This window comes from Microbacterium sp. X-17 (genome assembly GCF_039615055.1).
Window position 1 is genome coordinate 1,013,829 of sequence record NZ_JBDHNI010000001.1, and the last position, 23,450, is coordinate 1,037,278.

General features: G+C 71.4%; 23 protein-coding genes and 1 pseudogene. 11 read left to right on the plus strand and 13 right to left on the minus strand.

The features are described from left to right. Positions 1–30 precede the first annotated feature (30 nt). The gene (locus ABCS02_RS04945; RefSeq protein ID WP_345834484.1) at positions 31–294 is read left to right on the plus strand and encodes a hypothetical protein; all 264 of its coding nucleotides are present in this window, start codon (positions 31–33) and stop codon (positions 292–294) included. Between the two features lie 12 nt (positions 295–306). Here the strand turns inward: ABCS02_RS04945 and ABCS02_RS04950 are convergent, their stop codons facing one another. Next, positions 307–1,110, minus strand: coding sequence for a hemolysin III family protein (locus ABCS02_RS04950; protein ID WP_345834485.1), 804 nt, complete (start codon positions 1,108–1,110; stop codon positions 307–309). A gap of 71 nt (positions 1,111–1,181) precedes the next feature. Between ABCS02_RS04950 and ABCS02_RS04955 the strand changes: the two genes are divergently transcribed. From ABCS02_RS04955 to ABCS02_RS04970, 4 genes are all read left to right on the plus strand, one after another. Next, a complete protein-coding gene (locus ABCS02_RS04955) occupies positions 1,182–1,976 on the plus strand; it encodes an isoprenyl transferase (RefSeq protein ID WP_345834486.1) in 795 nt (264 codons plus the stop codon). Positions 1,977–2,088: 112 nt separating this feature from the next. Next, positions 2,089–3,207, plus strand: a complete 1,119-nt coding sequence (locus tag ABCS02_RS04960) for an aminotransferase class V-fold PLP-dependent enzyme (RefSeq protein WP_345834487.1) — start codon at positions 2,089–2,091, stop codon at positions 3,205–3,207. 208 nt (positions 3,208–3,415) lie between these two features. After that, positions 3,416–4,765: a PhoH family protein gene (locus ABCS02_RS04965; RefSeq protein ID WP_345835168.1), complete on the plus strand. Its 1,350-nt coding sequence runs from the start codon at positions 3,416–3,418 to the stop codon at positions 4,763–4,765. Between the two features lie 108 nt (positions 4,766–4,873). After that, entirely contained in the window at positions 4,874–5,428 is a 555-nt protein-coding gene (locus ABCS02_RS04970) for a prepilin peptidase (protein WP_345834488.1), read from the plus strand. A gap of 76 nt (positions 5,429–5,504) precedes the next feature. Here the strand turns inward: ABCS02_RS04970 and ABCS02_RS04975 are convergent, their stop codons facing one another. Genes ABCS02_RS04975 through xseA form a run of 5 tightly spaced genes read right to left on the minus strand, consistent with a single transcriptional unit; the run spans position 5,505 to position 9,840 of the window. Beyond that, on the minus strand, positions 5,505–6,911 hold the full coding sequence (locus tag ABCS02_RS04975; protein ID WP_345834489.1) for a class II fumarate hydratase: 1,407 nt from the start codon (positions 6,909–6,911) through the stop codon (positions 5,505–5,507). A gap of 31 nt (positions 6,912–6,942) precedes the next feature. Then, positions 6,943–7,611, minus strand: coding sequence for a carbonic anhydrase (locus ABCS02_RS04980; protein WP_345834490.1), 669 nt, complete (start codon positions 7,609–7,611; stop codon positions 6,943–6,945). Further along, positions 7,612–8,298 (minus strand): DUF4245 domain-containing protein, encoded by a 687-nt coding sequence (locus ABCS02_RS04985; protein ID WP_345834491.1) that lies wholly within the window; start codon positions 8,296–8,298, stop codon positions 7,612–7,614. Further along, positions 8,295–8,558: an exodeoxyribonuclease VII small subunit gene (locus tag ABCS02_RS04990; protein ID WP_345834492.1), complete on the minus strand. Its 264-nt coding sequence runs from the start codon at positions 8,556–8,558 to the stop codon at positions 8,295–8,297. Before ABCS02_RS04990 ends, ABCS02_RS04985 begins: the two co-directional genes overlap by 4 nt. Position 8,559: 1 nt before the next feature. Beyond that, a complete protein-coding gene (xseA, locus tag ABCS02_RS04995) occupies positions 8,560–9,840 on the minus strand; it encodes an exodeoxyribonuclease VII large subunit (RefSeq protein WP_345835169.1) in 1,281 nt (426 codons plus the stop codon). Positions 9,841–9,952: 112 nt separating this feature from the next. Here xseA and ABCS02_RS05000 point away from each other — a divergent pair, with 112 nt between their 5' ends. After that, entirely contained in the window at positions 9,953–11,002 is a 1,050-nt protein-coding gene (locus tag ABCS02_RS05000; RefSeq protein ID WP_345835171.1) for a 4-hydroxy-3-methylbut-2-enyl diphosphate reductase, read from the plus strand. Between the two features lie 91 nt (positions 11,003–11,093). On the opposite strand, the gene ABCS02_RS05005 is transcribed toward ABCS02_RS05000, so the two are convergent. Beyond that, a complete protein-coding gene (locus tag ABCS02_RS05005) occupies positions 11,094–11,864 on the minus strand; it encodes a PP2C family serine/threonine-protein phosphatase (RefSeq protein ID WP_345835172.1) in 771 nt (256 codons plus the stop codon). A gap of 45 nt (positions 11,865–11,909) precedes the next feature. Continuing rightward, positions 11,910–12,272, minus strand: a pseudogene (locus ABCS02_RS05010) (helix-turn-helix domain-containing protein); the annotation flags it as partial. A gap of 94 nt (positions 12,273–12,366) precedes the next feature. Here ABCS02_RS05010 and ABCS02_RS05015 point away from each other — a divergent pair. Further along, positions 12,367–13,227 (plus strand): SDR family oxidoreductase, encoded by an 861-nt coding sequence (locus tag ABCS02_RS05015; RefSeq protein ID WP_345834493.1) that lies wholly within the window; start codon positions 12,367–12,369, stop codon positions 13,225–13,227. Here the strand turns inward: ABCS02_RS05015 and ABCS02_RS05020 are convergent. Both ABCS02_RS05020 and fbaA read right to left on the minus strand, forming a co-directional pair. Further along, entirely contained in the window at positions 13,224–13,979 is a 756-nt protein-coding gene (locus tag ABCS02_RS05020; protein WP_345834494.1) for a DUF6264 family protein, read from the minus strand. The genes ABCS02_RS05015 and ABCS02_RS05020 overlap by 4 nt on opposite strands. A 22-nt stretch (positions 13,980–14,001) precedes the next feature. Continuing rightward, positions 14,002–15,030, minus strand: a complete 1,029-nt coding sequence (gene fbaA / locus ABCS02_RS05025) for a class II fructose-bisphosphate aldolase (RefSeq protein WP_345834495.1) — start codon at positions 15,028–15,030, stop codon at positions 14,002–14,004. Positions 15,031–15,174: 144 nt separating this feature from the next. Here fbaA and glpX point away from each other — a divergent pair, with 144 nt between their 5' ends. Next, positions 15,175–16,176 (plus strand): class II fructose-bisphosphatase, encoded by a 1,002-nt coding sequence (glpX, locus tag ABCS02_RS05030; protein WP_345834496.1) that lies wholly within the window; start codon positions 15,175–15,177, stop codon positions 16,174–16,176. Positions 16,177–16,182: 6 nt separating this feature from the next. On the opposite strand, the gene rmuC is transcribed toward glpX, so the two are convergent. The 3 genes from rmuC to ABCS02_RS05045 all read right to left on the minus strand — a co-directional run bounded on the left by rmuC (position 16,183) and on the right by ABCS02_RS05045 (position 19,956). Next, a complete protein-coding gene (gene rmuC / locus ABCS02_RS05035; RefSeq protein ID WP_345834497.1) occupies positions 16,183–17,628 on the minus strand; it encodes a DNA recombination protein RmuC in 1,446 nt (481 codons plus the stop codon). Positions 17,629–17,731: 103 nt separating this feature from the next. Next, a complete protein-coding gene (locus ABCS02_RS05040; protein WP_345834498.1) occupies positions 17,732–19,213 on the minus strand; it encodes a sugar porter family MFS transporter in 1,482 nt (493 codons plus the stop codon). A 161-nt stretch (positions 19,214–19,374) separates the two neighbouring features. Further along, complete coding sequence (locus ABCS02_RS05045) at positions 19,375–19,956, minus strand: exonuclease domain-containing protein (protein WP_345834499.1); 582 nt, start codon at positions 19,954–19,956, stop codon at positions 19,375–19,377. Between the two features lie 98 nt (positions 19,957–20,054). On the opposite strand from ABCS02_RS05045, the gene ABCS02_RS05050 reads away from it, so the two are divergent. The 3 genes from ABCS02_RS05050 to ABCS02_RS05060 all read left to right on the plus strand — a co-directional run bounded on the left by ABCS02_RS05050 (position 20,055) and on the right by ABCS02_RS05060 (position 23,395). Beyond that, positions 20,055–20,798: a class I SAM-dependent methyltransferase gene (locus tag ABCS02_RS05050; RefSeq protein ID WP_345834500.1), complete on the plus strand. Its 744-nt coding sequence runs from the start codon at positions 20,055–20,057 to the stop codon at positions 20,796–20,798. A 43-nt stretch (positions 20,799–20,841) separates the two neighbouring features. Then, complete coding sequence (ychF, locus tag ABCS02_RS05055; RefSeq protein WP_345834501.1) at positions 20,842–21,915, plus strand: redox-regulated ATPase YchF; 1,074 nt, start codon at positions 20,842–20,844, stop codon at positions 21,913–21,915. A gap of 148 nt (positions 21,916–22,063) precedes the next feature. Continuing rightward, positions 22,064–23,395 (plus strand): hypothetical protein, encoded by a 1,332-nt coding sequence (locus ABCS02_RS05060; protein WP_345834502.1) that lies wholly within the window; start codon positions 22,064–22,066, stop codon positions 23,393–23,395. Positions 23,396–23,450 lie beyond the last annotated feature (55 nt).

Here is a 23,450-nt window from a genome sequence, read left to right on the forward strand (position 1 = left end):
CCTGTCCACCGTGTCCGTGGAGGCCGTGTGATGGGGGAGCTGCTGCTGAGGGCGGGCGTCTGGCTGGCCGCGACGCCCACGCCGTCGCCGACCTCCGGACCGAGCGACGACGCGGTCACGCCCGGCGTGGTCGGCTTCACCGTCACCTTCCTGATCGCGGTCGCCGCGGTGCTGCTGATCCTCGACATGACGCGCCGCATCCGCCGGGTGCGGTACCGCGACGAGATCGCGCACAAGCTGGACGCCGAGGCCGGCGAGCAGCAGGACGACGCCGACGGCGACTCCCGGCCCTGACCTCCCGGCGCGTCAGCCGTTGTAGGCGGGATGCAGCGCGATCAGCAGCGTGGCCGTCCAGTGGCAGAGGAACGCCAGCACCGTCAAGGTGTGGAAGATCTCATGGAAGCCGAACACCCCGGGGAACGGGTTCGGCTTCTTGATGCCGTAGATGACCGCGCCGATCGTGTAGAACACGCCGCCGACGCAGACCAGCACCATCATCGCCACGTTGGCGTTGACCAGGTCGACGATGTACATCATCGCCGCCCAGCCGAGCAGCAGGTAGATCGGCACGTACAGCCAGCGCGGCGCGTGGATCCAGAACACCCGGAAGCCGATGCCGAGCAGCGCGCCCGCCCACACGATGCAGAGCAGCACGATGCCCTTCTGCGGCGGGAGGGCGAGCACGGCGAGGGGCGTGTAGGTGCCGGCGATCAGCAGGAAGATGTTGGCGTGGTCGATGCGCTTGAGGATGACCTTCGTGCGCGGCCGCCAGTTGAAGCGGTGATAGAGCGCCGAGTTGCCGAACAGCAGCATCGAGGTCAGCATGAACACCGCCGACGCCCACTTGGCGGGGGCGCCCTGCGCCAGGCAGATCAGCACGATGCCCGCGGCGATGGTCACCGGGAACGTCCCGGCGTGGATCCAGCCGCGCCAGGTCGGCTTGATGTCGGCCGGGTAGGCGGGGGAGGCGTCCAGCAGCGGGATGTTCGGCAGCAGCGGACCGCGGGAGTCGTCCGCCTTCACCGCGGCGTCGGCGGGCGGGAGGTCGGCGGCCGGCTCGGTGAGCAGCTCGCCGACGTCCTCAGGCTCGGGGGCGTTTCGCGGCGTCATGGAGCAAGAGTAGGGGAGGCGGGTGCTCGGATGCTGGGAATCGGACACGTCAGGGGCGCTAACGTAGCCACGTGAGCAGACGCAGTTCCGAGACGGCCAACGGGTTGCTCTACGGCCTGTACCAGAAGCGGCTGCGACGCGACATCGCCGGTCTCGGCCCGGAGTCGCTGCCCCGGCACGTCGCGATGATCATCGACGGCAACCGCCGCTGGGCCCGCCAGGCCGGCATGACGACCGTCGCGCACGGCCACCGCGCGGGCGCGGCGAAGATGCGCGAGTTCCTGGAGTGGTGCGACGACCTCGGGATCGAGGTGGTGACGCTCTACCTGCTCTCGTCGGACAACCTGACCAACCGGCCGAGCTCCGAGCTCTCCGACCTCATCGAGATCATCGCCGAGCTCGCCGACGACCTCTCCCGCTACCGCGACTGGCGGGTCAAGCACGTCGGCTCGATGACCGGCCTCCCGGAGCCGCTGGTGACCGCGCTGGCCGACGCCGAGAAGCGCACCGCCGACAAGAAGGGCCTGCACATCAACCTCGCGGTCGGCTACGGCGGCCGCAAGGAGATCACGGACGCCATGCGCAGCATCGTCGCGGCGCACTCCGCGGAGGGCGGCAGCCTGGAGACGCTGGCCGACCTCCTCACCCCCGATCTCATCGGCGAGCACCTCTACACGGGAGGCCAGCCCGACCCCGACCTCGTCATCCGCACCTCCGGCGAGCAGCGGCTGAGCGACTTCATGCTGTGGCAGAGCGCGCACAGCGAGTTCTACTTCGTGGAGGCCCTCGGCCCCGACCTCCGCGAGGTCGACTTCCTGCGCGCGATGCGCGACTTCTCCCGCCGCCACCGCCGCTACGGCTCCTGACCCCTCCCTCCCCACCTCCCGAGTACGCGAAAAATCCGCTGAAAACGCCCGAGTACGCAGAGAATTCGCGTACTCGGGAGGTGGGGCGGCAGGATGGTGCCCGGAGGTCACGATGACGACGATCGAGGAGTTCGCGGCGGGGTTCGGCGAGGAGCCGGGATACCTGGACTACGGGCGTGTCGGGCCGCTGTCCGCGACGGTGCGCGCCGAGACGCTGGGGCAGTACGAGGCGCTCGCCACGGCGCGCTTCGGGACCGTCGACCGGATGAACGTGGAGGACGCCCGCGTGCGCGACGCGATCTCCGCGCTCACCGGCTTCCCCGCCGAGCAGATCGCCTTCCAGCCGAACGCCTCCACCGGGCTCATGCACGCCGCCTTCGGGCTCACCGGCGGCGACCTGCTGCTGTCGCCCGCCGAGTTCCCGAGCGTGACCTACGCGGCCGTGCGCGCCGCCCAGGCGATGCACGTCGTGACGCCGGTGTGGCTGGAGACCGACCACGGCCGCGTCACCCCGGCGCAGCTCAAGGAACAGCTCACCGACTCCACCAGCGCGGTGATGGTGAGCCTGGTCGACTCGCGCACCGGCTACCTCGCCGACATCGACGGCATCCGGCAGGTGATCGGGGACCGCCTCCTCATCGTGGACGCCATCCAGGGCTTCGGCGTGGTCGACGCCCCCTACGAGGTCGCGGACGTCGTTGTCTCCGGCGGCCAGAAGTGGACCAGGGCGGGCTGGGGCACCGGGTTCCTCGCGCTCAGCGAGCGCGCGATCGAGCACCTGACCCCCGTGTTCAGCGGCTGGGTCGGGACCGGCGCGGGTGAACGCTGGGACGAGGTGCTGGAACCGGCGAAGGGTGTGGCGGCCTTTACGGTGTCGAACCCCGACCTGGTCGCGGAGGCCCGCCTCGCCGCGGCGCTGGAGGAGGTCGCGGCCGTCGGCGTCGCCGAGATCGGCTCGGCCGTCTCCGACCTCGCCGAGCAGGTCATCGACCTCGCCGACGAGTTCGCCCTTCCGGTCGCCTCGTCGCGCAACGCCGCCGAGCGCGCCGGGATCGTCGTGCTGGAGCCGCTGCCCGAGCAGCTGACCGTGCTGGCGGCCTCCCTGTTCAACCACGGGGTGTCGGCCAAGGTGCGCAGCACGAGCGTCCGGCTGAGCGTCCACGCCGGGACCACCGAGGAGACGCTGGACATGCTGCGCGCCGCCCTCACCTCCTACGCCTCGGCGGCGTGATCCGCGCCTCCCATAACTGGGGGTGAAGTTCACCTGAACGAAACACGACACGCGGCCTTCCGGGCCTCCTGTGTCGGCGGTGCGGCGTACTTTCGACTCATCGGGCACGGCGCCCGATCGAGACGGCCACATAAGTTCGTTTCGAGACCCAATGGCCGGCTCGCCAATGATCCGCCGGCTCCAGCGCAAGCGGAGCGGCGGGGTGGGAGTGGTCGTGGCTGAATCAGGAACCCGGCAGTTCGAGTCGGCATCCAGCACCATCCGGCAGAGCGAGCGGACGTATGTGCTCGACACCTCGGTGCTGCTGTCAGACCCCAAGGCGATCTTCCGGTTCGCCGAACACGCTGTCGTCATCCCTGTCGTCGTCGTGAGCGAGCTGGAGGGGAAGCGCAACGATCCCGAGATCGGATACTTCGCGCGGCAGGCGCTGCGCAATCTGGACGACCTGCGGGTGCAGCACGAACGGCTCGACTTCCCGATCCCGGTCGGGGACGGCGGCTCCCTCCGGGTGGAGCTGAACCACTCCAACATGTCGGTGCTGCCCAGCGGCATGCAGCTGGGCGACAACGACTCCCGCATCCTCGCGGTGGCGATGAACCTCGCGAACGACGGGCTCGCGGTCACGGTCGTCTCCAAGGACCTCCCGATGCGCGTCAAGGCGTCGTCGATCGGCCTGGCGGCGGAGGAGTACCGGCACGAGCAGGTCGTCGACAGCGGCTGGACGGGACTGGCGGAGATCTCCCTCGGCAGCGACCAGATGAGCGCGCTCTACGAGAACGAGTGGATGAGCACCTCGCAGGTCGAGGGGCTGCCGGTGAACACGGGCCTGATCGTGCACTCGGACCGCGGCTCGGCGCTCGGGCGCGTGGTCGCCGACGGCGAGGTGAAGCTGGTGCGCGGCGACCGGGACGTCTTCGGGCTGCACGGGCGCTCGGCGGAGCAGCGGCTGGCGATCGACCTCCTGCTGGACCCGGAGATCGGCATCCTGTCGCTCGGCGGACGGGCCGGCACCGGCAAGTCGGCGCTCGCCCTGTGCGCGGGGCTGGAGGCCGTGCTGGAGCGGCAGCAGCACAAGAAGATCATGGTGTTCCGGCCGCTCTACGCGGTCGGCGGCCAGGAGCTCGGCTACCTGCCCGGGGACCAGGGCGAGAAGATGAACCCCTGGGGTCAGGCGGTGTTCGACACGCTCGGCGCACTGGTGTCGCAGAACGTGCTGGACGAGGTGCTGGACCGCGGGATCCTGGAAGTGCTGCCGCTCACGCACATCCGCGGCCGCTCGCTGCACGACGCGTTCGTGATCGTGGACGAGGCGCAGTCGCTGGAGCGGAACGTGCTGCTGACGGTGCTCAGCCGCGTCGGGCAGAACTCGCGCGTGGTGCTGACGCACGACGTCGCGCAGCGCGACAACCTGCGGGTCGGCCGTCACGACGGCGTCGCGTCGGTGATCGAGACGCTGAAGGGCCACCCGCTGTTCGCGCACGTCACGCTGACGCGCTCGGAGCGGTCGGCGATCGCGGCGCTGGTGACGGAGATGCTGGAGGGCAACGAGCTGGCCTGAGGGTGAGCCGGCAGGCGAAAGAAGCTGGCCTGCTGTGGATAATTTCGGGATTCTCGTATTTTCTGTGGAATCGTAAGGAGGCCGTGCCGCCGCACCTAGCGTGAGGGCATGGTTGAGAAAACGATCCGGATCGTTGTCGCGGTCGGCCTGAGCGTCGCCCTGCTGGGGGCAGGTGACGCCGGGCCGGCCGCGATCGGAACGCTGTATCTCGCGGCTGTAACGGCGCCGCTCGTGCAGTACGACGTGCGCGAGATGCGGCTGCCGGACGCGCTGGTGCTCCCGGGGGCGGCATTCGTGGTCGTGGGAGCGGTGTGGAGTTCGCTCCGGACCGGCGGATGGCCCGTGGCGGTCGCGGCGCTGGGGTGCGGGGTGGCGGCTCTCGTCGGGTTCGCCGTGCTGGCCGCGGGAGGCGGGCTCGGGATGGGCGACGTGAAGCTGGCGGCGGTGCTGGCCGGGGCGCTCGCGGCGGTGGTGGCCGAGCGCGGACCGCCGCCGGGGGAGGTCGCGGTGGTCGTCGGGTGCTGGGCGGTGCTGACGTTCCTGGCCGGGGCGGTGGTGGCGTGGGCCGTGGTCGGTGGTCGCCGGTCGCGGCGGCTTTCCGCGGAGTTGCCGTTCGGGCCCGTGCTGCTGGGGACGTTCTGGGGGTTCGTGCTGCTGGGGTGACAAACGGCAGGCGCCCCTCCCGCAGTGCAGGAGGGGCGCCTCGATCGAACGGCTCGCGAGCGGTCCGGGTCCGGGCTCAGCCCGGGTGGGTCATGCTCAGCACGTCGAGTGCCGAGTCGAGCTGCTCCAGCGTGATCTCGCCGCGCTCCACGAAGCCGAGGTCGATCACGGCCTCCCGCACGGTCATGCCCTGGGCGACGGCGTGCTTGGCGACCTTGGCGGCGGCCTCGTAGCCGATCACGCGATTGAGCGGGGTGACGATCGACGGGCTCGACTCCGCGAACGCGCGGGCGCGGTCGAGGTTGGCCTCCAGGCCCGTGACGGTCTTGTCCGCGAGCACCCGGCTGGCCTGGGTGAGCAGGCGGATCGACTCCAGCAGCGCCGTGCCCATCACCGGGATGGCGACGTTCAGCTCGAACAGGCCGGACGCGCCGCTCCACGCGATGGTGGCGTCGTTGCCGATCACCCGGGCCGCGACCATGAGCACGGCCTCCGGGATGACCGGGTTGACCTTGCCCGGCATGATCGAGGAGCCCGGCTGCAGGTCGGGGATGTGCAGCTCGCCGAGACCGGTGTTCGGGCCCGACCCCATCCAGCGCAGGTCGTTGCAGATCTTGGTCAGGCTGACGGCGATGGTGCGGAGCGCGCCGGAGGCCTCCACGAGTCCGTCGCGGTTGGCCTGGGCCTCGAAGTGGTTGCGCGCCTCGGTGATCGGCAGCTCGGTCTCGGCGGTCAGCAGCTCGATCACGAGCTGCGGGAAGCCGAGCGGGGTGTTGATGCCGGTGCCGACGGCCGTGCCGCCGAGCGGGACCTCCGCGACGCGGGTCAGCGCCGCCTGGACGCGCTCGATCCCGTAGCGGATCTGCGCGGCGTAGCCGCCGAACTCCTGGCCGAGCGTGACCGGGGTGGCGTCCATGAGGTGCGTGCGGCCCGACTTGACGGCGGTCGACCACAGCTCCGCCTTCTCCTCCAGCGCGACCGCGAGGTGGTCGAGCGCGGGGATGAGGTCGTCGATGAGCGCGCCGGTGACGGCGATGTGCACCGAGGTCGGGAACACGTCGTTGGACGACTGCGACGCGTTGACGTGGTCGTTCGGGTGCACCGCGCGACCGAGGCGGCGCGAGGCGAGCGTCGCCAGCACCTCGTTCATGTTCATGTTCGAGGAGGTGCCGGAGCCCGTCTGGTAGACGTCGATCGGGAAGTCCCCGTTGTGCGCGCCGCTGACGACCTCGTCTGCGGCGGCGGCGATCGCCTCGGCGACGTCCGCGTCCAGGACGCCGAGGCGCGCGTTCGCGAGCGCCGCCGACTTCTTGATGCGGGCGAGCGCGGCGATCTGAGCCGGCTCGAGAACCGAGCCCGAGATCGGGAAGTTCTCGACGGCGCGCTGCGTCTGCGCGCCGTACAGGGCGGCTGCGGGGACCCGCACCTCGCCCATCGTGTCGTGCTCGATGCGGTACTCGGTGCCCGCCTGCGTGTCCACCACGGTGTGTTCTTCCTTTCTGGGCCCTGGCGCGTCAGCGCGCGGGCGTTGGGTCGGCGGCCGGTTCGGCCAGTCCGACGACGGCGTCGGGGACGACCCGACCTTCCTGGAGCACGTAGTTCGCTCCGACGATGGCGAGGAGATTGGCGGCGACGGCGTCGCTGATGATCTCCGATCGCGCGAGAAGCTCTGCGACGGTGTCGCGCAGGTGCAGACGGCCGACCTCGGCCGCATCGACCTCGGCGGCCACGACGGCCTCCCCGGGCGCGGTGCCGGCGACCCGGTGCACGGCGGGCACGATCGGCGCGATGAGCTGCGCGATGTGCGGCGGCAACGGGGCGGCGCCGTCGGCCTGGGAGGAGATGGCGGACGCGACCGCGCCGCAGGCGTCGTGGCCGAGCACGAGGATGAGCGGCACGTTCAGCACGGCGACCGCATACTCCAGCGAGGCGATCGCGGAGTCGGAGGCCACCTGACCGGCGTTGCGGACGACGAACGCGTCGCCGAGGCCGAGGTCGAAGATGATCTCGGCGGCGAGCCGGGAGTCGGCGCAGCCGAAGATCGCGGCGACCGGGTTCTGGCCCTCCGCGACGCTCTGGCGTCGCTCGACGTCCTGCCGCGGGTGCTGCGGCGCTCCCGTGACGAAGCGCTCGTTTCCTGCCAGCAGTTCTTTCCAGATCCGGCCGGGACGGGTCGTGGGCATCTAGTTTCCTCCTGGGGTGGGTGAGCCGAGGGAGTGCAGCTGGTCGGAGAGGGAGCCGGCGACGGTCGTGAACTCGGCGTCGTCGGCGGTGCCGAAGACGACGACCGTGCTCTTACCTGCAGTGGTCACGAGGGCGTAGGCGACATTGCCGGCGGACGATCCCGCGGAGCGGTTGTCGTAGACGTCCCACTTCACGCCGTCGATCTGGCGGGTGCCGGCGATGCGGGTGCGGTTCACCTGGTCGGCGACCCAGCTGTCGTTGGCGTCGAAGCCCTGCGTGATGCCGATGTACTGGCCCTTCGGCGTCAGGAGCCCGATGTACCAGGCGTCGACGCCGTCGGAGGTCTTCGTGCGCAGCTCGGCGCTGTTGGAGGTCCAGCCGGACGGCAGCGTCGGCACCACGAGCCGGTCGGGCTCGCTGCCCTGCGCCTGCTGGGCGACGGCGGCGTAGTCGACGGCGGGCGCCGACGAGGTCGGGTTGCCGCGCGGGACGATCAGCACGATGACGGCCACGAGCGCCACCGTCGCGATCAGCGAGTAGACGAGGTTGTTGACCGTCTGCCGGTTGCGGTGGTTGGCGGAGTTCTGCGCCTTGCGGGCGGCGGTCTCCTCCGGCGTCTCCGGGCGGCCGAGCTCGGCGACGACGGCGGGAGGCTTAGGAGTGCTGGTACGGGTGCGGGGGCTCATTCGGTGTCTGACACGCTCCGTGCGCCCGCGGCTGCGCCTGCGCCCGCGGCTGCCCCGGCGCGGGCGGCGTCGAGTCGTGCCTTCGCGCCGATCAGCCACTCCTCGCAGTGGCGGGCGAGCGCCTCGCCGCGCTCCCACAGCGCGATGGACTCCTCCAGCGTGGTGGAGCCCTGCTCGAGCTCGGTGACGACGCGGACGAGCTCGTCCCGCGCCTCCTCGTAGCTGAGCGCGCTGATCTCCGAGGTGGGCATGAGGTCCATTCTATTTGTCTCGCTGGGCGGGCGCTGGATCGGGATCGGCAGGGGTGCGGGCGATGTCGCCGGCGGGGGAGGGGAGCCGGTCGCCGGCGGTGGCGGCGAACGCGCCTCCGGCCAGCGTCACCCGCACCTCCGCGCCGGGCGGCGCTTCCGCGGGCGCGGTGATCACGTGTCCTGCCGCGTTCTGCACGATCGCGTACCCGCGGTCGAGGGTCGCCTGCGGCGAGAGCGCCCGCAGCTGTCCGCGCAGTTCCGCGATGCGCGTGCTCTCGCGGTCGGCGCGGCGCTCCACCAGCTCCACGCCGCGGGCGACGTAGCGGGTGAGCTCCTGCGCCCGGGAGTCCACGATCCAGGTCGAGGAGGCCAGCACCGGGCGCGTGCGCAGGTGGCCGATCCGGTCGATCTCGTGCGTGATCATGTGCGTCAGCCGCGTGCCGAGGCGCGAGCGGGCCTGCTGCACGCGCGCCAGCTCCTCCGCCACGTCCGGGACGACGCGCTTGGCGGCGTCGGTCGGCGTCGAGGCGCGCAGGTCCGCGACGTCGTCCAGCAGCGGTCGGTCGGCCTCGTGGCCGATGGCGCTCACGATCGGGGTCGTCGCCTCCGCTGCCGCACGCACCACGCGCTCGTCGCTGAAGCCGAGCAGGTTCTGGAAGTCGCCGCCACCGCGCGCCACGATGATGACCTCCACCTCAGGGTCGGCGTCGAGCGTGCGGATGGCCGAGACGACCTCCGGGACCGTCCGGTCGCCCTGCACGGCCGCGTGGACGACGCGGAACCGCACCGCCGGCCAGCGCAGCTGCGCGTTGCGGAGGACGTCCTTCTCGGCGTCCGAGTCCTTGCCGGTCACCAGGCCGATGGTGTGCGGGAGGAACGGCAGCCGCTTCTTGCGCTCGGCCGCGAACAGGCCCTCCGCGGTGAGCTGCGCGCGCAGCCGCTCCAGCCGCTCCAGGAGGTCGCCCAGGCCGACGTGCCGCATGTCGCTCACCTGCATGGTGAGGCTGCCGCCCTTGACCCAGTAGTTGGGCTTCACCGCGGCGATCACCCGGTCGCCCTGTTTGAGGTCGGCGGGGATGCGCGCCTTCACCGACGACCAGATGCTGAAGCTGATCGTCGCGTCCTCGCGGAGGTCTTTCAGCTTGCCGTAGACGTTGCCGCCGGAGACGCCCCACTGCGTGATCTCGCCCTCGACCCAGGCGGTGCCGAGCCGATCGATCCAGCCCCGGATGCGGTCCGCGAGCAGTGCGACCGGCCACGGGGCGTCGAGGGTCGGCGGCCCCGGGTTCATCGTCGGCGTGCTCGACGTACCGCCAGCGACCTGTGCCACCCGGCCTCCCATCCGTTGATCAGCGCCCACCGCGTACGATCGAAGGGTGAGCGATGCGACCATCAGCCTCCCCATGCCCCGGATCCCCGTCAAGCGGGACGCCGGCGAGCGCGGGCGGCTTCAGGATATCCCGGTCCAGGGACACAAGCGTGTGCTGCTGGCGGCCCCGCGCGGCTACTGCGCCGGCGTCGACCGCGCCGTTGTGGCTGTCGAGAAGGCGCTGGAGCACTACGGCGCGCCGGTCTACGTGCGCAAGCAGATCGTCCACAACGTGCACGTGGTGTCCGAGCTGGAGCAGCAGGGCGCGATCTTCGTGGACGAGGTGGACGAGGTCCCCACGGGTGCGCACGTCGTGTTCTCGGCGCACGGCGTCTCGCCGGCCGTCGTGAGCGCGGCCGCGGACCGCGGCCTCCTCGCCATCGACGCGACCTGCCCGCTGGTCACCAAGGTCCACCGCGAGGCCGTGCGCTTCGCCCGCGACGACTTCGAGATCCTGCTCATCGGCCACGAGGGCCACGAGGAGGTCGAGGGCACCGCCGGCGAGGCGCCCGAGCATGTGACGCTCGTGAACGGCCCGGAGGACGTCGACCGCATCCAGGTGAAGGACCCGGACAAGGTGGTGTGGCTCTCGCAGACCACGCTGTCGGTGGACGAGACGATGGAGACGGTCCGCCGCCTGCGCGAGCGCTTCCCCAACCTCCAGGACCCGCCGAGCGACGACATCTGCTACGCGACGCAGAACCGTCAGGTGGCGATCAAGAAGGTGGCGGAGGACGCGGACCTGGTGATCGTGGTCGGCTCGTCCAACTCGTCCAACTCGGTGCGCCTCGTGGAGGTCGCGCTGGAGTACGGCGCGAAGGCGGCCTACCGGGTCGACTACGCCAGCGAGATCCGCCAGGAGTGGCTGGACGGCGTGGCGACGGTGGGCGTGACGAGCGGCGCGTCGGTGCCGGAGGTGCTGGTGCAGGAGGTCCTCGCTGACCTCTCCGGGGCGGGCTACGCCGAGGTGCAGGAGGTCAAGACGGCGGAGGAGGACCTGATGTTCTCGCTGCCCAAGGAGCTCCGCAAGGACATCAGCGGCAAGCAGGACGCCCGCGCCCTCGGAGGCCGCGGCCAGGCCTGACCCTGTTGGCAATGCCCGCCGAGGGGCACGTTGTTGTCACTTTTCGGGCACAAAAGTGACAGCAACGTGCCCCTCGGGGGTTCTGGGCGCGTCAGAGGGTGCGGGCGGAGGCCGGGTCGGCGGCGGCGGAGCCGCCGAAGGCGGGGCGGTACGCCGGAGCCTCCGCGAGCTCCACGACGTCCGCGACGACCACCGAGACGTTGTCGCGGGCGCGGTGCCGCAGCGCCAGCGCGACCAGCGCGTCCGCCGCGTCCTGCGGCGTCGCGGCCGCGGCGAGGGTCTCGGCGACATCCAGGATCGGGACGTAGTCGGTGAGCCCGTCGCTCGTGAGCAGCCAGCGGTCGCCGCGCCGCGCCGGCTCCGACGCGACGTGCAGTGCGGCGGCGTCCTCCGGGTCCCCGCCGAGGACGTGCGTGACGACCGACCGCAGCGGGTGCTCCGCGATGTCGCTCTCGCCGATCGCTCCGGTGGCCAGCAGCTCCCGGACCAGCGAGTCGTCCTCGGTGATCTGCGCGAGGGCGCCGTCGCGGAGGCGGTACGCGCGGGAGTCGCCGGTGTGCGCGACGGTGATCCTCACGCCGTCCGAGAACAGCCCGACCAGGGTCGTCGCCATGCCCGCCAGCGCGGGGTCGAGGCGCACGCGCAGGGCGAGGTCGGAGTTCGCGATCGCGACCAGCTCGCGCAGCCGCGCCTCGCCGGGGACGCGGCCCTCGGTGGCGTCGAGCATCGAGGCGAGCCGGATCGCGACGGTCGCGGAGGCGATCTCGCCGGCCGCATGACCTCCCACGCCGTCGGCCACGAACGCCGACCAGGCCGAGGCGTAGAGGGAGTCCTCGTTGCCGTCGCGGAAGTCCCCGCTCACCGAGCCCTGCCCGGTCTCGAAGCCGAGCGGCGCGGGAGGGGCGCCGGAGAGGATGTCGTCGGCGTTGTCCGCGATCCAGCCCATCAGCGGGAGCAGGTGCTCGGTGACCTCCCGGCCGCGGCCGGTGAGGCTGTAGTCGACGCGGGGCGGGACCGTGGGCTGAGCGGTGCGGAGGACGAAGCCGTCCCGCTCCAGGGTGCGGAGGGTCTGGGCGAGCATCTTCTCGCTGATGCCCTGCACGGTGCGGCGAAGCTCGCCCCAGCGCAGGTCACTCCGTGCGAGCGCGACCAGCACGAGCACGCCCCAGGTGCTGGTGACGTGGTTGAGGACGATGCGCGACGGGCACTCCGAGGGGAGCACGCCGTCGGTGAAGCCCAAAGCCTCGAACGACTCGAATCTGGTGTCCACGTCAGTAACTTACCGAAAAGTGGGTACCTCCGACAGGGAAGTTTTCGGGCGGGGACCCGGTTGCGAACGACGACCGACCGAAAGGAACACACCCATGACCATCGTCGTCACCGGAGCAACCGGACACCTCGGACGCCTCACCGTGGACGCCCTCCTCGAGCGCGGAGTGCCCGCCGCCGACATCCGCGCCCTCGGGCGCAGCGCAGAGCGGCTCGCCCCGCTGGCCGCGCGCGGCGTGCAGACCGCCGTGATCGACTTCGAGAAGGCGGAGACCCTGGACGCGGCGTTCGCCGGGGCCGACGCCCTCCTGCTCGTCTCCGGTTCGGAGGTCGGCCAGCGCATCCCGCAGCACCGCAACGCCATCGACGCGGCCGTGCGCGCGGGCGTCGGCCGCCTCGTCTACACCAGCGCGCCGCACGCCGACGACACCGACCTGGTGCTCGCGCCGGAGCACGCCGAGACCGAGAAGCTGCTCGCCGCCTCCGGCCTCCCGGTGACCGTGCTCCGCAACAACTGGTACACCGAGAACTACACCGGCCAGCTGGATGTGGCCGCCGCGACCGGCGAGCTCGTCGGCAGCGCCGCGACCGGACGCGTCGCCAGCGCCTCCCGCAAGGACTACGCGGAGGCTGCGGCAGTCGTGCTCACGACCGACGGCCACGACGGCGCGGTCTACGAGCTGGCCGGGGACGTCGCCTGGACGTTCGACGACCTCGCCGCGGCCATCGGCGAGCTGCTCGGCCGTCCGGTCGCCTATCGCTCGGTGACCCCCGACGAGCACGGCGCGGCGCTGCGCGAGGCGGGCCTGGACGAGGGGACGGCCGGCTTCGTGGTCGCGCTCGACGGCAACATCCGCGACGGCGCCCTCGCCGATGCGCCCGGGACGCTCAGCGAGCTGATCGGCCGGCCGACGACGCCGCTCGCAGCGGGGCTCGCGGAGTCGCGCGCGGCCTAAGCGGAGGTCGACGCCCCGGGAGTGGCGGTCGGGCTCGCCGGTGGCGGCGAGCTCGGCGCCGGGGTGGACGGACCGGGCGTGGACGGACCCGGCGTCGCGGGTGCGATCCCGTTGTAGTAGTCGAGCAGCGCCGGGTCCGTCGAGAAGATCAGGCCCAGGATGACGAACAGGGTGATGAACGCCACGATCCCGGCGATGAGCGGGACGTAGAACGCCAGCCGCTTCTGCACGAGCAGCCACACCGACAGCCCGAGCGAGATCGCCCAGATTCCGGCCATCGCGATCGTGCCCTCGGTGATCAGCGGGGCGACCGACGGGTCCTGCACGTACTTGCCCAGGCTCAGCGACGAGTGCATGAGCTGCATCGCCGCAGGGAGCCCCTGCAGGGCGCCGATCGAGTACGACATCCCGAAGAAACCGACGACGAGCAGCACGATCGTGGTCGTGACGTTCCAGCGCGGCGCGTCGGCGCGGAGCTGCGGACTCGACGGATGCGGGTGGCCGTAGCCGGGCTGCCCGCCGTCGTGCGGGGCGCCGCCGTGCTGGTCGTACGGTCCGGGACGACCGTACGGCCCAGGCTGGGGCGGCGCGGCGGGAGGCTGCTCGACCTCCGACGCCGCCGGGCTGTGGTGCGTGGTGTCCAGCCGGTCCGCGTCCTGCGGGGGCTTCCACACCCAGCCGGGAGGGGCGAGCTCGCCGTATTTCGGGCGCGGTCGTTCGTCCGGCGCCTTCTCCGGGTCGTGCTCGCTCATCCCCCCAGCCTACGTGCGCCGGCTACTTGCCGGAGTGCCCGGCGCTGCCGAGCTGCTGCGTGGCCTCCACGACGCGCGCGGCCATCGCCGTCTCGGCGACCTTGCCCCAGGCGCGCGGGTCGTAGGCCTTCTTGTTGCCCACCTCGCCGTCGATCTTGAGCACGCCGTCGTAGTTCTCGAACATGTAGCCGGCGATCGAGCGGGTGAACGCGTACTGGGTGTCCGTGTCGATGTTCATCTTCACGACGCCGTTGCGCACCGCCTCGGCGATCTCGGCGTCGGTCGAGCCGGAGCCGCCGTGGAAGACGAGGTCGAGCGGCTTCGGGCCGGTGCCGTACTTGGCGGCCAGGCCGTCCTGGATCTCCTTGAGGAGCTCCGGGCGCAGCTTGACGTTGCCCGGCTTGTAGACGCCGTGCACGTTGCCGAAGGTGAGGGCGGCCATGTAGCGGCCGTTCTCGCCGAGGCCGAGGGCTTCCACGGCCTTCTCGACGTCCGCGAGGGTCGTGTAGAGCGCGTCGTTGGAGCCCTCGTGGCGAACGCCGTCCTCCTCGCCGCCGACGACGCCGATCTCGACCTCGAGGATGGCGTTGATGGCCTTGGTGCGCTTGATCATCTCCTGCGCGATCTCCAGGTTCTCGGCCAGCGGGACCGCCGAGCCGTCCCACATGTGGGACTGGAAGATCGGATTGCGGCCCGCGCGGACCTCCTCCTCGGAGGCGGCGATGAGCGGCAGCACGAAGTCGTCGAGCGCGCCCTTGGGGCAGTGGTCGGTGTGCAGCGCGACGGTGATGGGGTAGTTCTTGGCGACCTCGGTGGCGAACTTCGCGAACGCGAGGGCGCCGGTGGCGCGGGCCTTGACCGTCTGGCCGGCGAAGTAGTCGGCGCCGCCGGTGGTCACCTGGATGATGCCGTCGCTGCCCGCCTCGGTGAGGCCCTGGAGCACGGAGTTGATCGTCTGCGACGACGAGACGTTGAACGCGGGATACGCGAAGCCGCCCGCCTTCGCCTTGTCGAGCATCTCTGCGTACTGGTCCGGCGTGGCGATGGGCATTGCGGCTCCTTGGGAATCGGGGTGTCGAACGGGACTCATCATACCGAGCGCGTGCCGTGCCCCCGGCGGGCTGCCTCGATACACTGGCTTCGCCGTCGCCTGGCGGCTGACACCGTCGTTTCGATTCGTCCGGGAGGACCCATCATGACCAGCACCGACACCGCGTCCCTCTTCCTTCACCCCGACCGGAACCTGGCGATGGAGCTGGTGCGGGCGACCGAGGCGGCGGCGATCCGGGCCACCCCGTGGATCGGCCGCGGCGACAAGAACGCGGCGGACGGTGCGGCCGTGGACGCGATGCGCAAGTTCCTCGGCACGGTGAACTTCGACGGGCTGATCGTGATCGGCGAGGGCGAGAAGGACAACGCCCCGATGCTCTTCAACGGCGAGCACGTCGGCAACGGCCGCGGGCCGGCCTGCGACATCGCTGTCGACCCGATCGACGGCACCTCCCTGACCGCCGCCGGACGACAGAACGCGCTGTCGGTGATCGCGGTGTCCGACCGCGGCACGATGCTGGACGCCTCCAGCGTGTTCTACATGGACAAAATCGTCACCGGTCCGGAGGGCCGCGGCGTCGTGGACCTGTCGCAGCCGATCGGCGACAACATCCGCGAGCTGGCGAAGGCCAAGGGCAAGCCGGTGGGGGAGATCCGCGTGGCCGTGCTCGACCGGCCGCGTCACGAGGGCCTGATCGAGGAGATCCGTGCCGCCGGCGCCGGGACGCGCCTGATGCTCGACGGCGACGTGGCCGGCGGGATCAACGCGGCCCGCTACGAGTCGCGCATCGACCTGTGCGTCGGCATCGGCGGCAGCCCGGAGGGCATCACGACCGCGTGCGCCATCAAGGCGATCGGCGGGTTCATGCAGGGCCGGCTGGCGCCGAAGGACGACGCCGAGCGCGCGCAGGGGATCGCGGCGGGCCTCGACATGGATCGCATCTACGGCGCCGACGACCTGGTCAAGGGCGACAACACGTTCTTCGTCGCGACGGGCGTCACCGACGGCGGCCTGGTGGAGGGCGTCCGCCGCAAGGGCCCGATCATCCGGACGGAGTCGATCGTGCTGCGCTCCAAGTCGGGCACCATCCGCCGCGTGGTCGCGGACCACCTCGCGGAGAAGTGGCTGTCGGCGGACGAGCTGTAGAGCGCGTCAGGCGGCGCCGGAGGCGTCGGCGTCGGCGTCGTCGGAGGCCGCGGCGCGGGCGCGCTCCTCGATGGCGAGCTTGTCGATGCCGTGCATGTCGCGGGCGTCGTCGGTTGCGGCCTCCACGTGGAGGCGGGCCTCGGCGCGCGCGTCCAGCTCGTCCACGAGCTCGAACGCCGTGAGCTCGCGCGGGGCCTCCTCGATGCCCTCCAGGACGCCGATCACCTTGGACTCGTCGAGCGCGCCGAGCTTGCGCGCGGCCGGGAACACCTGGCGCTCGAACGAGCCGACGAAGCCGTTGTAGTCCTTGACCGTGCGCTCGATCGACCGGCCGAGCTTCTCGATGTGGCCGGCGGTCGTGCCGAGCCGGCTGTAGAGGGTGCGGCTGAGGTCGAAGAGCTGCTTGGCCTCCTGCGTCAGGACGTCCTGCTGCCAGCTGAACGCGACCGTCTTGAGCACCGACCACAGCGTCACGGGCGAGGCCAGGGCCACGCGCTTGCCGAAGGCGAACTCCATGATCGACGGGTCGGCCTCCATCGCCGACGAGACCAGCGACTCGCTGGGGATGAACGCGATGACCAGCTCGGGGGAGGACTCCAGGCCCGTCCAGTAGGCCTTGCTGCCCAGCGTGGTGATGTGGTCGCGGACGGCCTTCACATGCTGCTTGAGGAGGGCCTCGCGCTGTGCGCCCTCGGAGCCGGTCGCGGTCGCGGGGATCTGGCTGGCTTCGAGGTAGGCGTTGAAGGGCACCTTGGCGTCGAGTGCGATGCTCTTGCCGCCGGGGAGCCGGATGATCATGTCGGGACGGCCGGCCCCGGACTCCGAGTGGATGCTCGACTGCACGTCGAAGTCCACCCGCTCGATCAGGCCGGCGGCCTCCACGACGCTGCGGAGCTGGGTCTCGCCCCAGACGCCGCGCGTGCTGTTGGAGCGCAGCGCCGACGCCAGTGACTCGGCGGTGCTGCGCAGTCGTTCCTCCGACTCGGCTGCCGACCGGAGCTGCTGGGCGAGCTGGCCGTGCTGCTGGTTGCGCTGCGTCTCCAGCTCGATCACCTTGCGCTGCATGTCGCTGAGGCTCTCGCGCACCGGCGCCAGCGCCTGGAGCACCTTGCTCTCGGCACGCTCGCGCTCGGTCTGGGCGACGGCTTCGGCGCGGTGCCGCTCCACCGTCTCGCGGAGCTGCTCCTGCGCCCCGCGGAGCTGCTCCTGCAGCGAGTCGACGCGGGTGTCGGCCGCGGCGAGCTCCGCGCGGAGCCCGGCCTGCGTCGCCGCCTCCTCCGCCCGCACCTCGAGGAGCTCCTTCTCGTGGCGGGCGGCGACGATCGCCGGGTCCTCCACCGTGGGCGCCGCCGTCTCGCGGCTCCGGAGCAGTCGCGCGACGGCGTAGCCAGCTCCCGCCGCGCCGACGAGGAGACCGAGCAGGAGGCCGAGGAGCAGTGCGGGGAAGTCCATGCGCTCAGTGTCGCAGGGGCCGCCGACAACCGCCGCGACGACGGAGGGCGGGGCGGGAAATCGTTCCCGCCCCGCCCTCCTGATGCGCTGACCCGGGGGTCGATCAGCGCGTGAAGCGCGTGCGCAGCTCGGCCTCCAGGGTCTCCAGGCTGCGCCCGCGCGTCTCGGGCAGGCTGCGCGCGACGAACACGACCGCGCCGACGCCCACGACGGCGAACAGGAAGAAGGTGGGCGAGATCCCGAGTGCGTCCACCAGCTGCGGGAACAGGAAGCCGACCAGGAAGTTGGTCAGCCACAGGATGAGCGCGGCCAGCCCGAACGCGGCGCCGCGGATGCGGGCGGGGAAGATCTCCGCGAGCATCAGCCAGGTCACCGGCGAGACCGCGCCCTGCTGGAACGCGAGGAACGTCACCGTCAGCGACAGCACCACGAACGGCAGCGCGGGCGACCCGGCGAGAAGCGCGGAGGCGCCGCCGACCAGCAGCAGCGACGTCGTGGTGCCGATCAGGCCGGTGATCAGCAGCGGGCGCCTGCCCACCTTGCCGAGCAGCGCGATGCCGACGAAGGTGGCGAGCACCGAGATGACGCCGTTGGCGATCTGGCCGATGAGCGCGCCCTGCTGGTCGAAGCCGGACTTCTGGAGGATCTGGACGCCGTAGTACATGATCGAGTTCACGCCGGTGAGCTGCTGGACCATCGCGATCCCGAGCCCGATGACGAAGACCCGCCGGACCCACGGCACCGCGAGCTCCTTCAGCAGGGGCGTGCGCACGGCGCGCTCCTCGTGGCGGCGGATCTCCTCGGCCTCCCGCTCGGCCTGCTGCTCGGCGCGGAGGCGGCGCAGGACCGCGAGCCCCTCGGCGAAGCGCCCGTGCAGGATGAGCCAGCGCGGGCTCTCCGGCAGGACGAGCATCCCGAAGAACAGCACGACGGCCGGCAGCGATGCGACGACGAGCATCCAGCGCCACACGGCGGCGTGCTCGGGGACGACGGAGGCGAGAACGGCGTTCACGACGAACGCGGCGAGCTGGCCGGAGACGATCATCAGCTCGTTCTGCGTGACGATGCGGCCGCGGCGGGCGGCGGGGGAGAGCTCGGCGAGGTACAGCGGGACCACGACGGACGCGCCGCCGACCGCGAGGCCGAGGATGAACCGGGCGGCGATCATGACGCCGATCGTCGGCGCGAACGCGCACGCGACGGCCGCGACGAAGAACACGACCGCGAGCGCGCCGATGAGCTTGCGGCGTCCGCGGCGGTCGGCGATGCGGCCGCCGAGGAACGATCCGAGCGCCGCGCCGAAGAGGAGCGACGACACGATGGTGCCCTCCTCCAGCGGCGTGAGCGGCCGCTGGTCGAACTGCATGAACGGCAGGGCGCCGCTGATGACGCCGGTGTCGTAGCCGAAGAGGAGGCCGCCGAAGGTGGCGAGCACGGCGATCCGGCGGAGGAATCGGCGCGCGCGGGGATCGTCCGCGCGCGGATCGTCCGTCCGGGGATCGTCGGGGTGGGGAGGCGTCGAGCCTGCGGAGGCGGTGCTGCCGAGGGCCGTCTCGGCGGCCTCCGGGTGAGGGGATGCGGTCATGGTCGCTCCTTCGCGTCTTGTTGCTATGTCTGGACATTAGAACGTGACGCGTGAAGTTGCAATGCTTTCATTACAGAGGTATTTATGCCTGATAGGCGGGCCGGCGCTCGCACCGCCCGCGGGAGGGCGTGCGGGAGCGTGGAAACCCGGGCGGGTGGGAGTTACGCCGCGGCGGCCATGCCGATGCGGCCGACACGGGCGCCGGTCAGGGCGGCCAGGTCGTCGATCGTCGCCGCGTCGTGGCGGCGCGCCGCGTGCACGACGATCGCCGCGCAGGCCTCCGCGTCGGCGAGGGCGTCGTGGTGGTGGAAGTCCTCGAACCCCGCCGCCATCGCCGCGACCGGCAGGCGGTACGACTCCAGGTGGTACGTGCGGCGCGCGACCTGGAGGCTGCACAGGTAGCGGTACTCGGGGCACGCGACCAGGGTGGCGGCGCACGCGGCGCGGATGACGCCCATGTCGAAGCCGGCGTTGTGGGCGACCAGGTGGTCGTCCTCCGCGAACTCCACCAGGTCGGCGAGCTGGTCGACCCAGCCCGCGGCGCCGGCGACGTCCTCCGGCCGGATGCCGTGGATGCGGACGTTCCACTCCTGGAAGACGTCGTGCCCGAGCGGCGGCCGGATGAACCAGCTCGCGCGGTCGACCACACGGCCGTCGCGGACCTTCACCAGCCCGACCGAACAGGCGGACGCCGCAGAGGAGTTCGCGGTCTCGAAGTCGATGGCGGTGAAGTCCAGTGGCACGCCCGAACTCTCGCACGCCCCACCGACGTCGCCGTGTCGCCCACGCCGCGGAGGCTCGAAGTGCCGTCGGACCGGGACCGACGGCGTAGGGTCGCGGTATGCGGGAGCGACGGGAGCGGGAGGCGCACGCGCGGGCGTTCGACCGGGCGGCGGAACTGTACGACCTGGCCCGGCCGGACTATCCGGCCGACGCGGTCGCCTGGCTCACGGAGGGCGTGACCGGCCCGGTCGTGGACCTCGGCGCCGGCACCGGCAAGCTGACCCGGGCGCTCGTGGGTGCCGGCTTCGACGTGATCGCCGTCGACCCGTCGCCGCAGATGCTCGGTGTGCTCGCGGAGCGCACCCCGGAGGCGGAGACGCGGATCGGGGCGGGCGAGGACATCCCCGTGCCCGACGCCAGCGCCGGGCTGGTCGTCGCCGCGCAGGCGTGGCACTGGGTGGACCGCGGGCGCGCCGTCCCGGAGGTCGCGCGCGTGCTGCGGCCCGGCGGCAGGATCGGCCTGGTCTGGAACGACCGGGACGAGAGCGTCGACTGGGTGCGCGAGCTGGGCGAGCTGATGGGCGCGGGGGAGGCGACCTTCGGCGAGGAGGAGGAGCCGGCGGTCGGAGCGCCGTTCGGCGAGCTGGAGCGGCAGGACGTGCACTGGGTGCAGGCGCTGACGCTGGACGGCCTCCTGGACCTGGCGCGCTCGCGCAGCTACTTCATCACGAAGGACCCGGACGCCCAGGCCGCGGTGATCGCGTCGCTGCGCCGCCTGCACGCCGAGCATCCGGAACTGGCGGGGGCGGAGCGGATCGAGCTGCCGTACGTGACGCGGTGCTACCGGGCGGCGCTGGGCTGAGGTCGGCGGCCGGGTCCCGTTCCCGCCCGTAGAATGGACGACCGTGGCTCTCACTATCGGTATCGTCGGACTCCCGAACGTCGGCAAGTCGACCCTCTTCAACGCGCTGACCAAGAACGACGCCCTCGCGGCGAACTACCCGTTCGCGACCATCGAGCCGAACGTCGGCGTCGTGAACCTCCCGGACCCGCGCCTCGACAAGCTGGCCGAGCTGTTCGGCAGCGAGCGCATCCTCCCGGCCCCGGTGTCGTTCCTCGACATCGCCGGCATCGTGAAGGGCGCGAGCGAGGGCGAGGGCCTCGGCAACAAGTTCCTCGCGAACATCCGCGAGGCCGACGCGATCGCGCAGGTCGTGCGCGGCTTCTCCGACCCCGACGTCGTGCACGTCGCCGGCAAGGTGGACGCGGCGGGCGACATGGAGACCATCAACACCGAGCTCATCCTCGCCGACCTGCAGACCCTGGAGAAGGCGGAGCAGCGCTACGAGAAGGAGGTCAAGGGCCGCAAGCTGGAGCCGGTCGTGCTCGAGACGGCCCGCGAGGCGATGGCGTTCCTGAACGACGGCAAGCCGCTGTCGGCCTCCACCATCGACCTGGAGCCGATCCGCGAGCTGGGCCTGCTCACCGCGAAGCCGTTCATCTACGTGTTCAACGTGGACGAGGACGTGCTCACCGACGAGTCGCGGCGCGCGTCGCTTGCGGCCCTGGTGGCGCCCGCGCAGGCGGTGTTCCTGGACGCCAAGCTGGAGTCCGAACTAATCGACCTCGACGCCGCCGACGCCGCCGAGCTGCTGGCCTCCACCGGCCAGACGGAGAGCGGCCTCGACCAGCTCGCCCGCATCGGCTTCGACACCCTCGGCCTGCAGACGTACCTGACGGCCGGTCCGAAAGAGTCCCGCGCCTGGACGATCCACAAGGGCTGGAAGGCGCCCCAGGCGGCCGGCGTCATCCACACCGACTTCGAGAAGGGCTTCATCAAGGCCGAAGTCATCTCCTTCGACGACCTCGTCGACGCGGGCAGCGTCGCGGAGGCGCGGGCGCGCGGGAAGGCCCGCATGGAGGGGAAGGAGTATGTGATGCAGGATGGGGATGTTGTGGAGTTTAGGTTCAACGTGTAGGCAACCCCCGGGTGGGTCCCCGCGCACGCGCCCCGCACCCGCCCGCACCGGCGTGTTGAGGCAGGCGCTGTCGCCTCGCAGGTTAGCGTCGATGAACGAGGTCGCCGCGCGCGCCTCCGCCCCCGCTCGACCACGATTCGGATCCCGAATGCCTCCAGGCCGCCCGGCACTGTCGTCCTCCGTCGTTCGCGGCTGGAGGTTCGTCGCGATCTGCGTCGTCATCGCAGTCGTCGCCGGAGGCGGACTGGACGCCCCGAAAGCGTATGCGGACAACTACCCGTCGTGGGCCGACGTGCAGGCCGCCCGCTCCAGCGAAGCGGCCAAGCAGGCCGAGGTCGCAGCGATCACGAACCTGGTCCAGACCCTCAAGACGCAGGTCAAGGCGGCCGAGGATCTCGCCATCCAGCGCGGCAAGGAGAATGAGGCCGCGCAGGCCGCGCTCGCTGTCGGCAAGGAGAAAGCCGACCGCCTCGCCGCCCGGTCGTCCGCGCTGAAGGCCACGGCGGAGGCGTCGCATCACGAGGCCGCGGTGGTCGCTGAGAAGCTGGCCCGTTCCGGCGGAGCGGATCTGACGGGGACGCTGCTCCTGAGCAGTTCCGGGGATGCGAGCGTGCTGCTCTCCCGCCTCAGCAGCATGGGCAAGCTGACAGCCACCATCAACGGCATCTACTCCAAGGCGGCGCAGGACGACAACCTGGCGAAGGCCGCGAGCGACCAGGCCACCGCCGCCAAGAACGAGCTCACCGTGCTCGCGGCAAAGGCCCAGGCGGAGGCCGAGAAGGCCGCTGCGGCCCAGAAGCAGATGATCGCGGCGCTGCAAGCGGAGACCGCTCACGAGGGCGAGCTCCAGGCGCAGCTCGCCTCGCTCACGAGCGCCACGGCGATCACCGAGCAGCAGTATCAGGCAGGGGTCGCCGCCCGGGCTGCGGCCGCTGCCGCCGCTGCCGCGGCAGCTCGCGCTCGCGCCCGGTCCGGCAATGCGGGCCCGATCTCCTCCGACGCCCACGCGCTCGCGCAGGAGCTGATGGGGTACGTCGACTCTGGACAGCTCGTGGGTTCGTATCCCGATCACATCTTCGAGATCCGCTGGATCGCCGAGGGGCGTTCGGTGCCGAACTGCGGCATCGACACGTCGGTGCTCCAGGCGATGGTGATCGCCGAGCACATGTTCTCGAGCGTCGGCGTCAGCGACATCAACCGGCGCTGCACCGGCCAGATCGAGGGAGCCGGGATCTACTCCCAGCACTACATGAACGGCGGCGGCCACGCCGTCGACTTCTACAGCCTCGGCGGCCAGGGCACCAATGGGGCCGACCGCAACGCGCTCACCCTCATCCGGACGCTCGACAACTTCATGCCGTACGGTTCGGGCCTGGGGCAGCGGCAGTGCAGGATCAATGCCGGCGACGAACCCGGGCTGCGTCACTTCCAGGACTTCTACGACACCTGCAACCACCTGCACGTCAACGACCCGATGTAACGCGCGTGGCCGCCGGCGCTGTCGCGACAGAGCTCACCTCGACGAGCGACGCGCC

Bases quoted from the DNA above. Each gene is read 5' to 3' on its own strand.
- ABCS02_RS04945 (WP_345834484.1), top strand. From the start codon at position 31: ATGGGGGAGCTGCTGCTGAGGGCGGGCGTCTGGCTGGCCGCGACGCCC.
- ABCS02_RS04950 (WP_345834485.1), bottom strand. From the start codon at position 1,110: ATGACGCCGCGAAACGCCCCCGAGCCTGAGGACGTCGGCGAGCTGCTC.
- ABCS02_RS04960 (WP_345834487.1), top strand. From the start codon at position 2,089: ATGACGACGATCGAGGAGTTCGCGGCGGGGTTCGGCGAGGAGCCGGGA.
- ABCS02_RS04970 (WP_345834488.1), top strand. From the start codon at position 4,874: ATGGTTGAGAAAACGATCCGGATCGTTGTCGCGGTCGGCCTGAGCGTC.
- ABCS02_RS04980 (WP_345834490.1), bottom strand. From the start codon at position 7,611: ATGCCCACGACCCGTCCCGGCCGGATCTGGAAAGAACTGCTGGCAGGA.
- ABCS02_RS04985 (WP_345834491.1), bottom strand. From the start codon at position 8,298: ATGAGCCCCCGCACCCGTACCAGCACTCCTAAGCCTCCCGCCGTCGTC.
- ABCS02_RS04990 (WP_345834492.1), bottom strand. From the start codon at position 8,558: ATGGACCTCATGCCCACCTCGGAGATCAGCGCGCTCAGCTACGAGGAG.
- xseA (WP_345835169.1), bottom strand. From the start codon at position 9,840: ATGAACCCGGGGCCGCCGACCCTCGACGCCCCGTGGCCGGTCGCACTG.
- ABCS02_RS05000 (WP_345835171.1), top strand. From the start codon at position 9,953: ATGCCCCGGATCCCCGTCAAGCGGGACGCCGGCGAGCGCGGGCGGCTT.
- ABCS02_RS05015 (WP_345834493.1), top strand. From the start codon at position 12,367: ATGACCATCGTCGTCACCGGAGCAACCGGACACCTCGGACGCCTCACC.
- ABCS02_RS05020 (WP_345834494.1), bottom strand. From the start codon at position 13,979: ATGAGCGAGCACGACCCGGAGAAGGCGCCGGACGAACGACCGCGCCCG.
- fbaA (WP_345834495.1), bottom strand. From the start codon at position 15,030: ATGCCCATCGCCACGCCGGACCAGTACGCAGAGATGCTCGACAAGGCG.
- glpX (WP_345834496.1), top strand. From the start codon at position 15,175: ATGACCAGCACCGACACCGCGTCCCTCTTCCTTCACCCCGACCGGAAC.
- rmuC (WP_345834497.1), bottom strand. From the start codon at position 17,628: ATGGACTTCCCCGCACTGCTCCTCGGCCTCCTGCTCGGTCTCCTCGTC.
- ABCS02_RS05040 (WP_345834498.1), bottom strand. From the start codon at position 19,213: ATGACCGCATCCCCTCACCCGGAGGCCGCCGAGACGGCCCTCGGCAGC.
- ABCS02_RS05050 (WP_345834500.1), top strand. From the start codon at position 20,055: ATGCGGGAGCGACGGGAGCGGGAGGCGCACGCGCGGGCGTTCGACCGG.
- ABCS02_RS05060 (WP_345834502.1), top strand. From the start codon at position 22,064: ATGCCTCCAGGCCGCCCGGCACTGTCGTCCTCCGTCGTTCGCGGCTGG.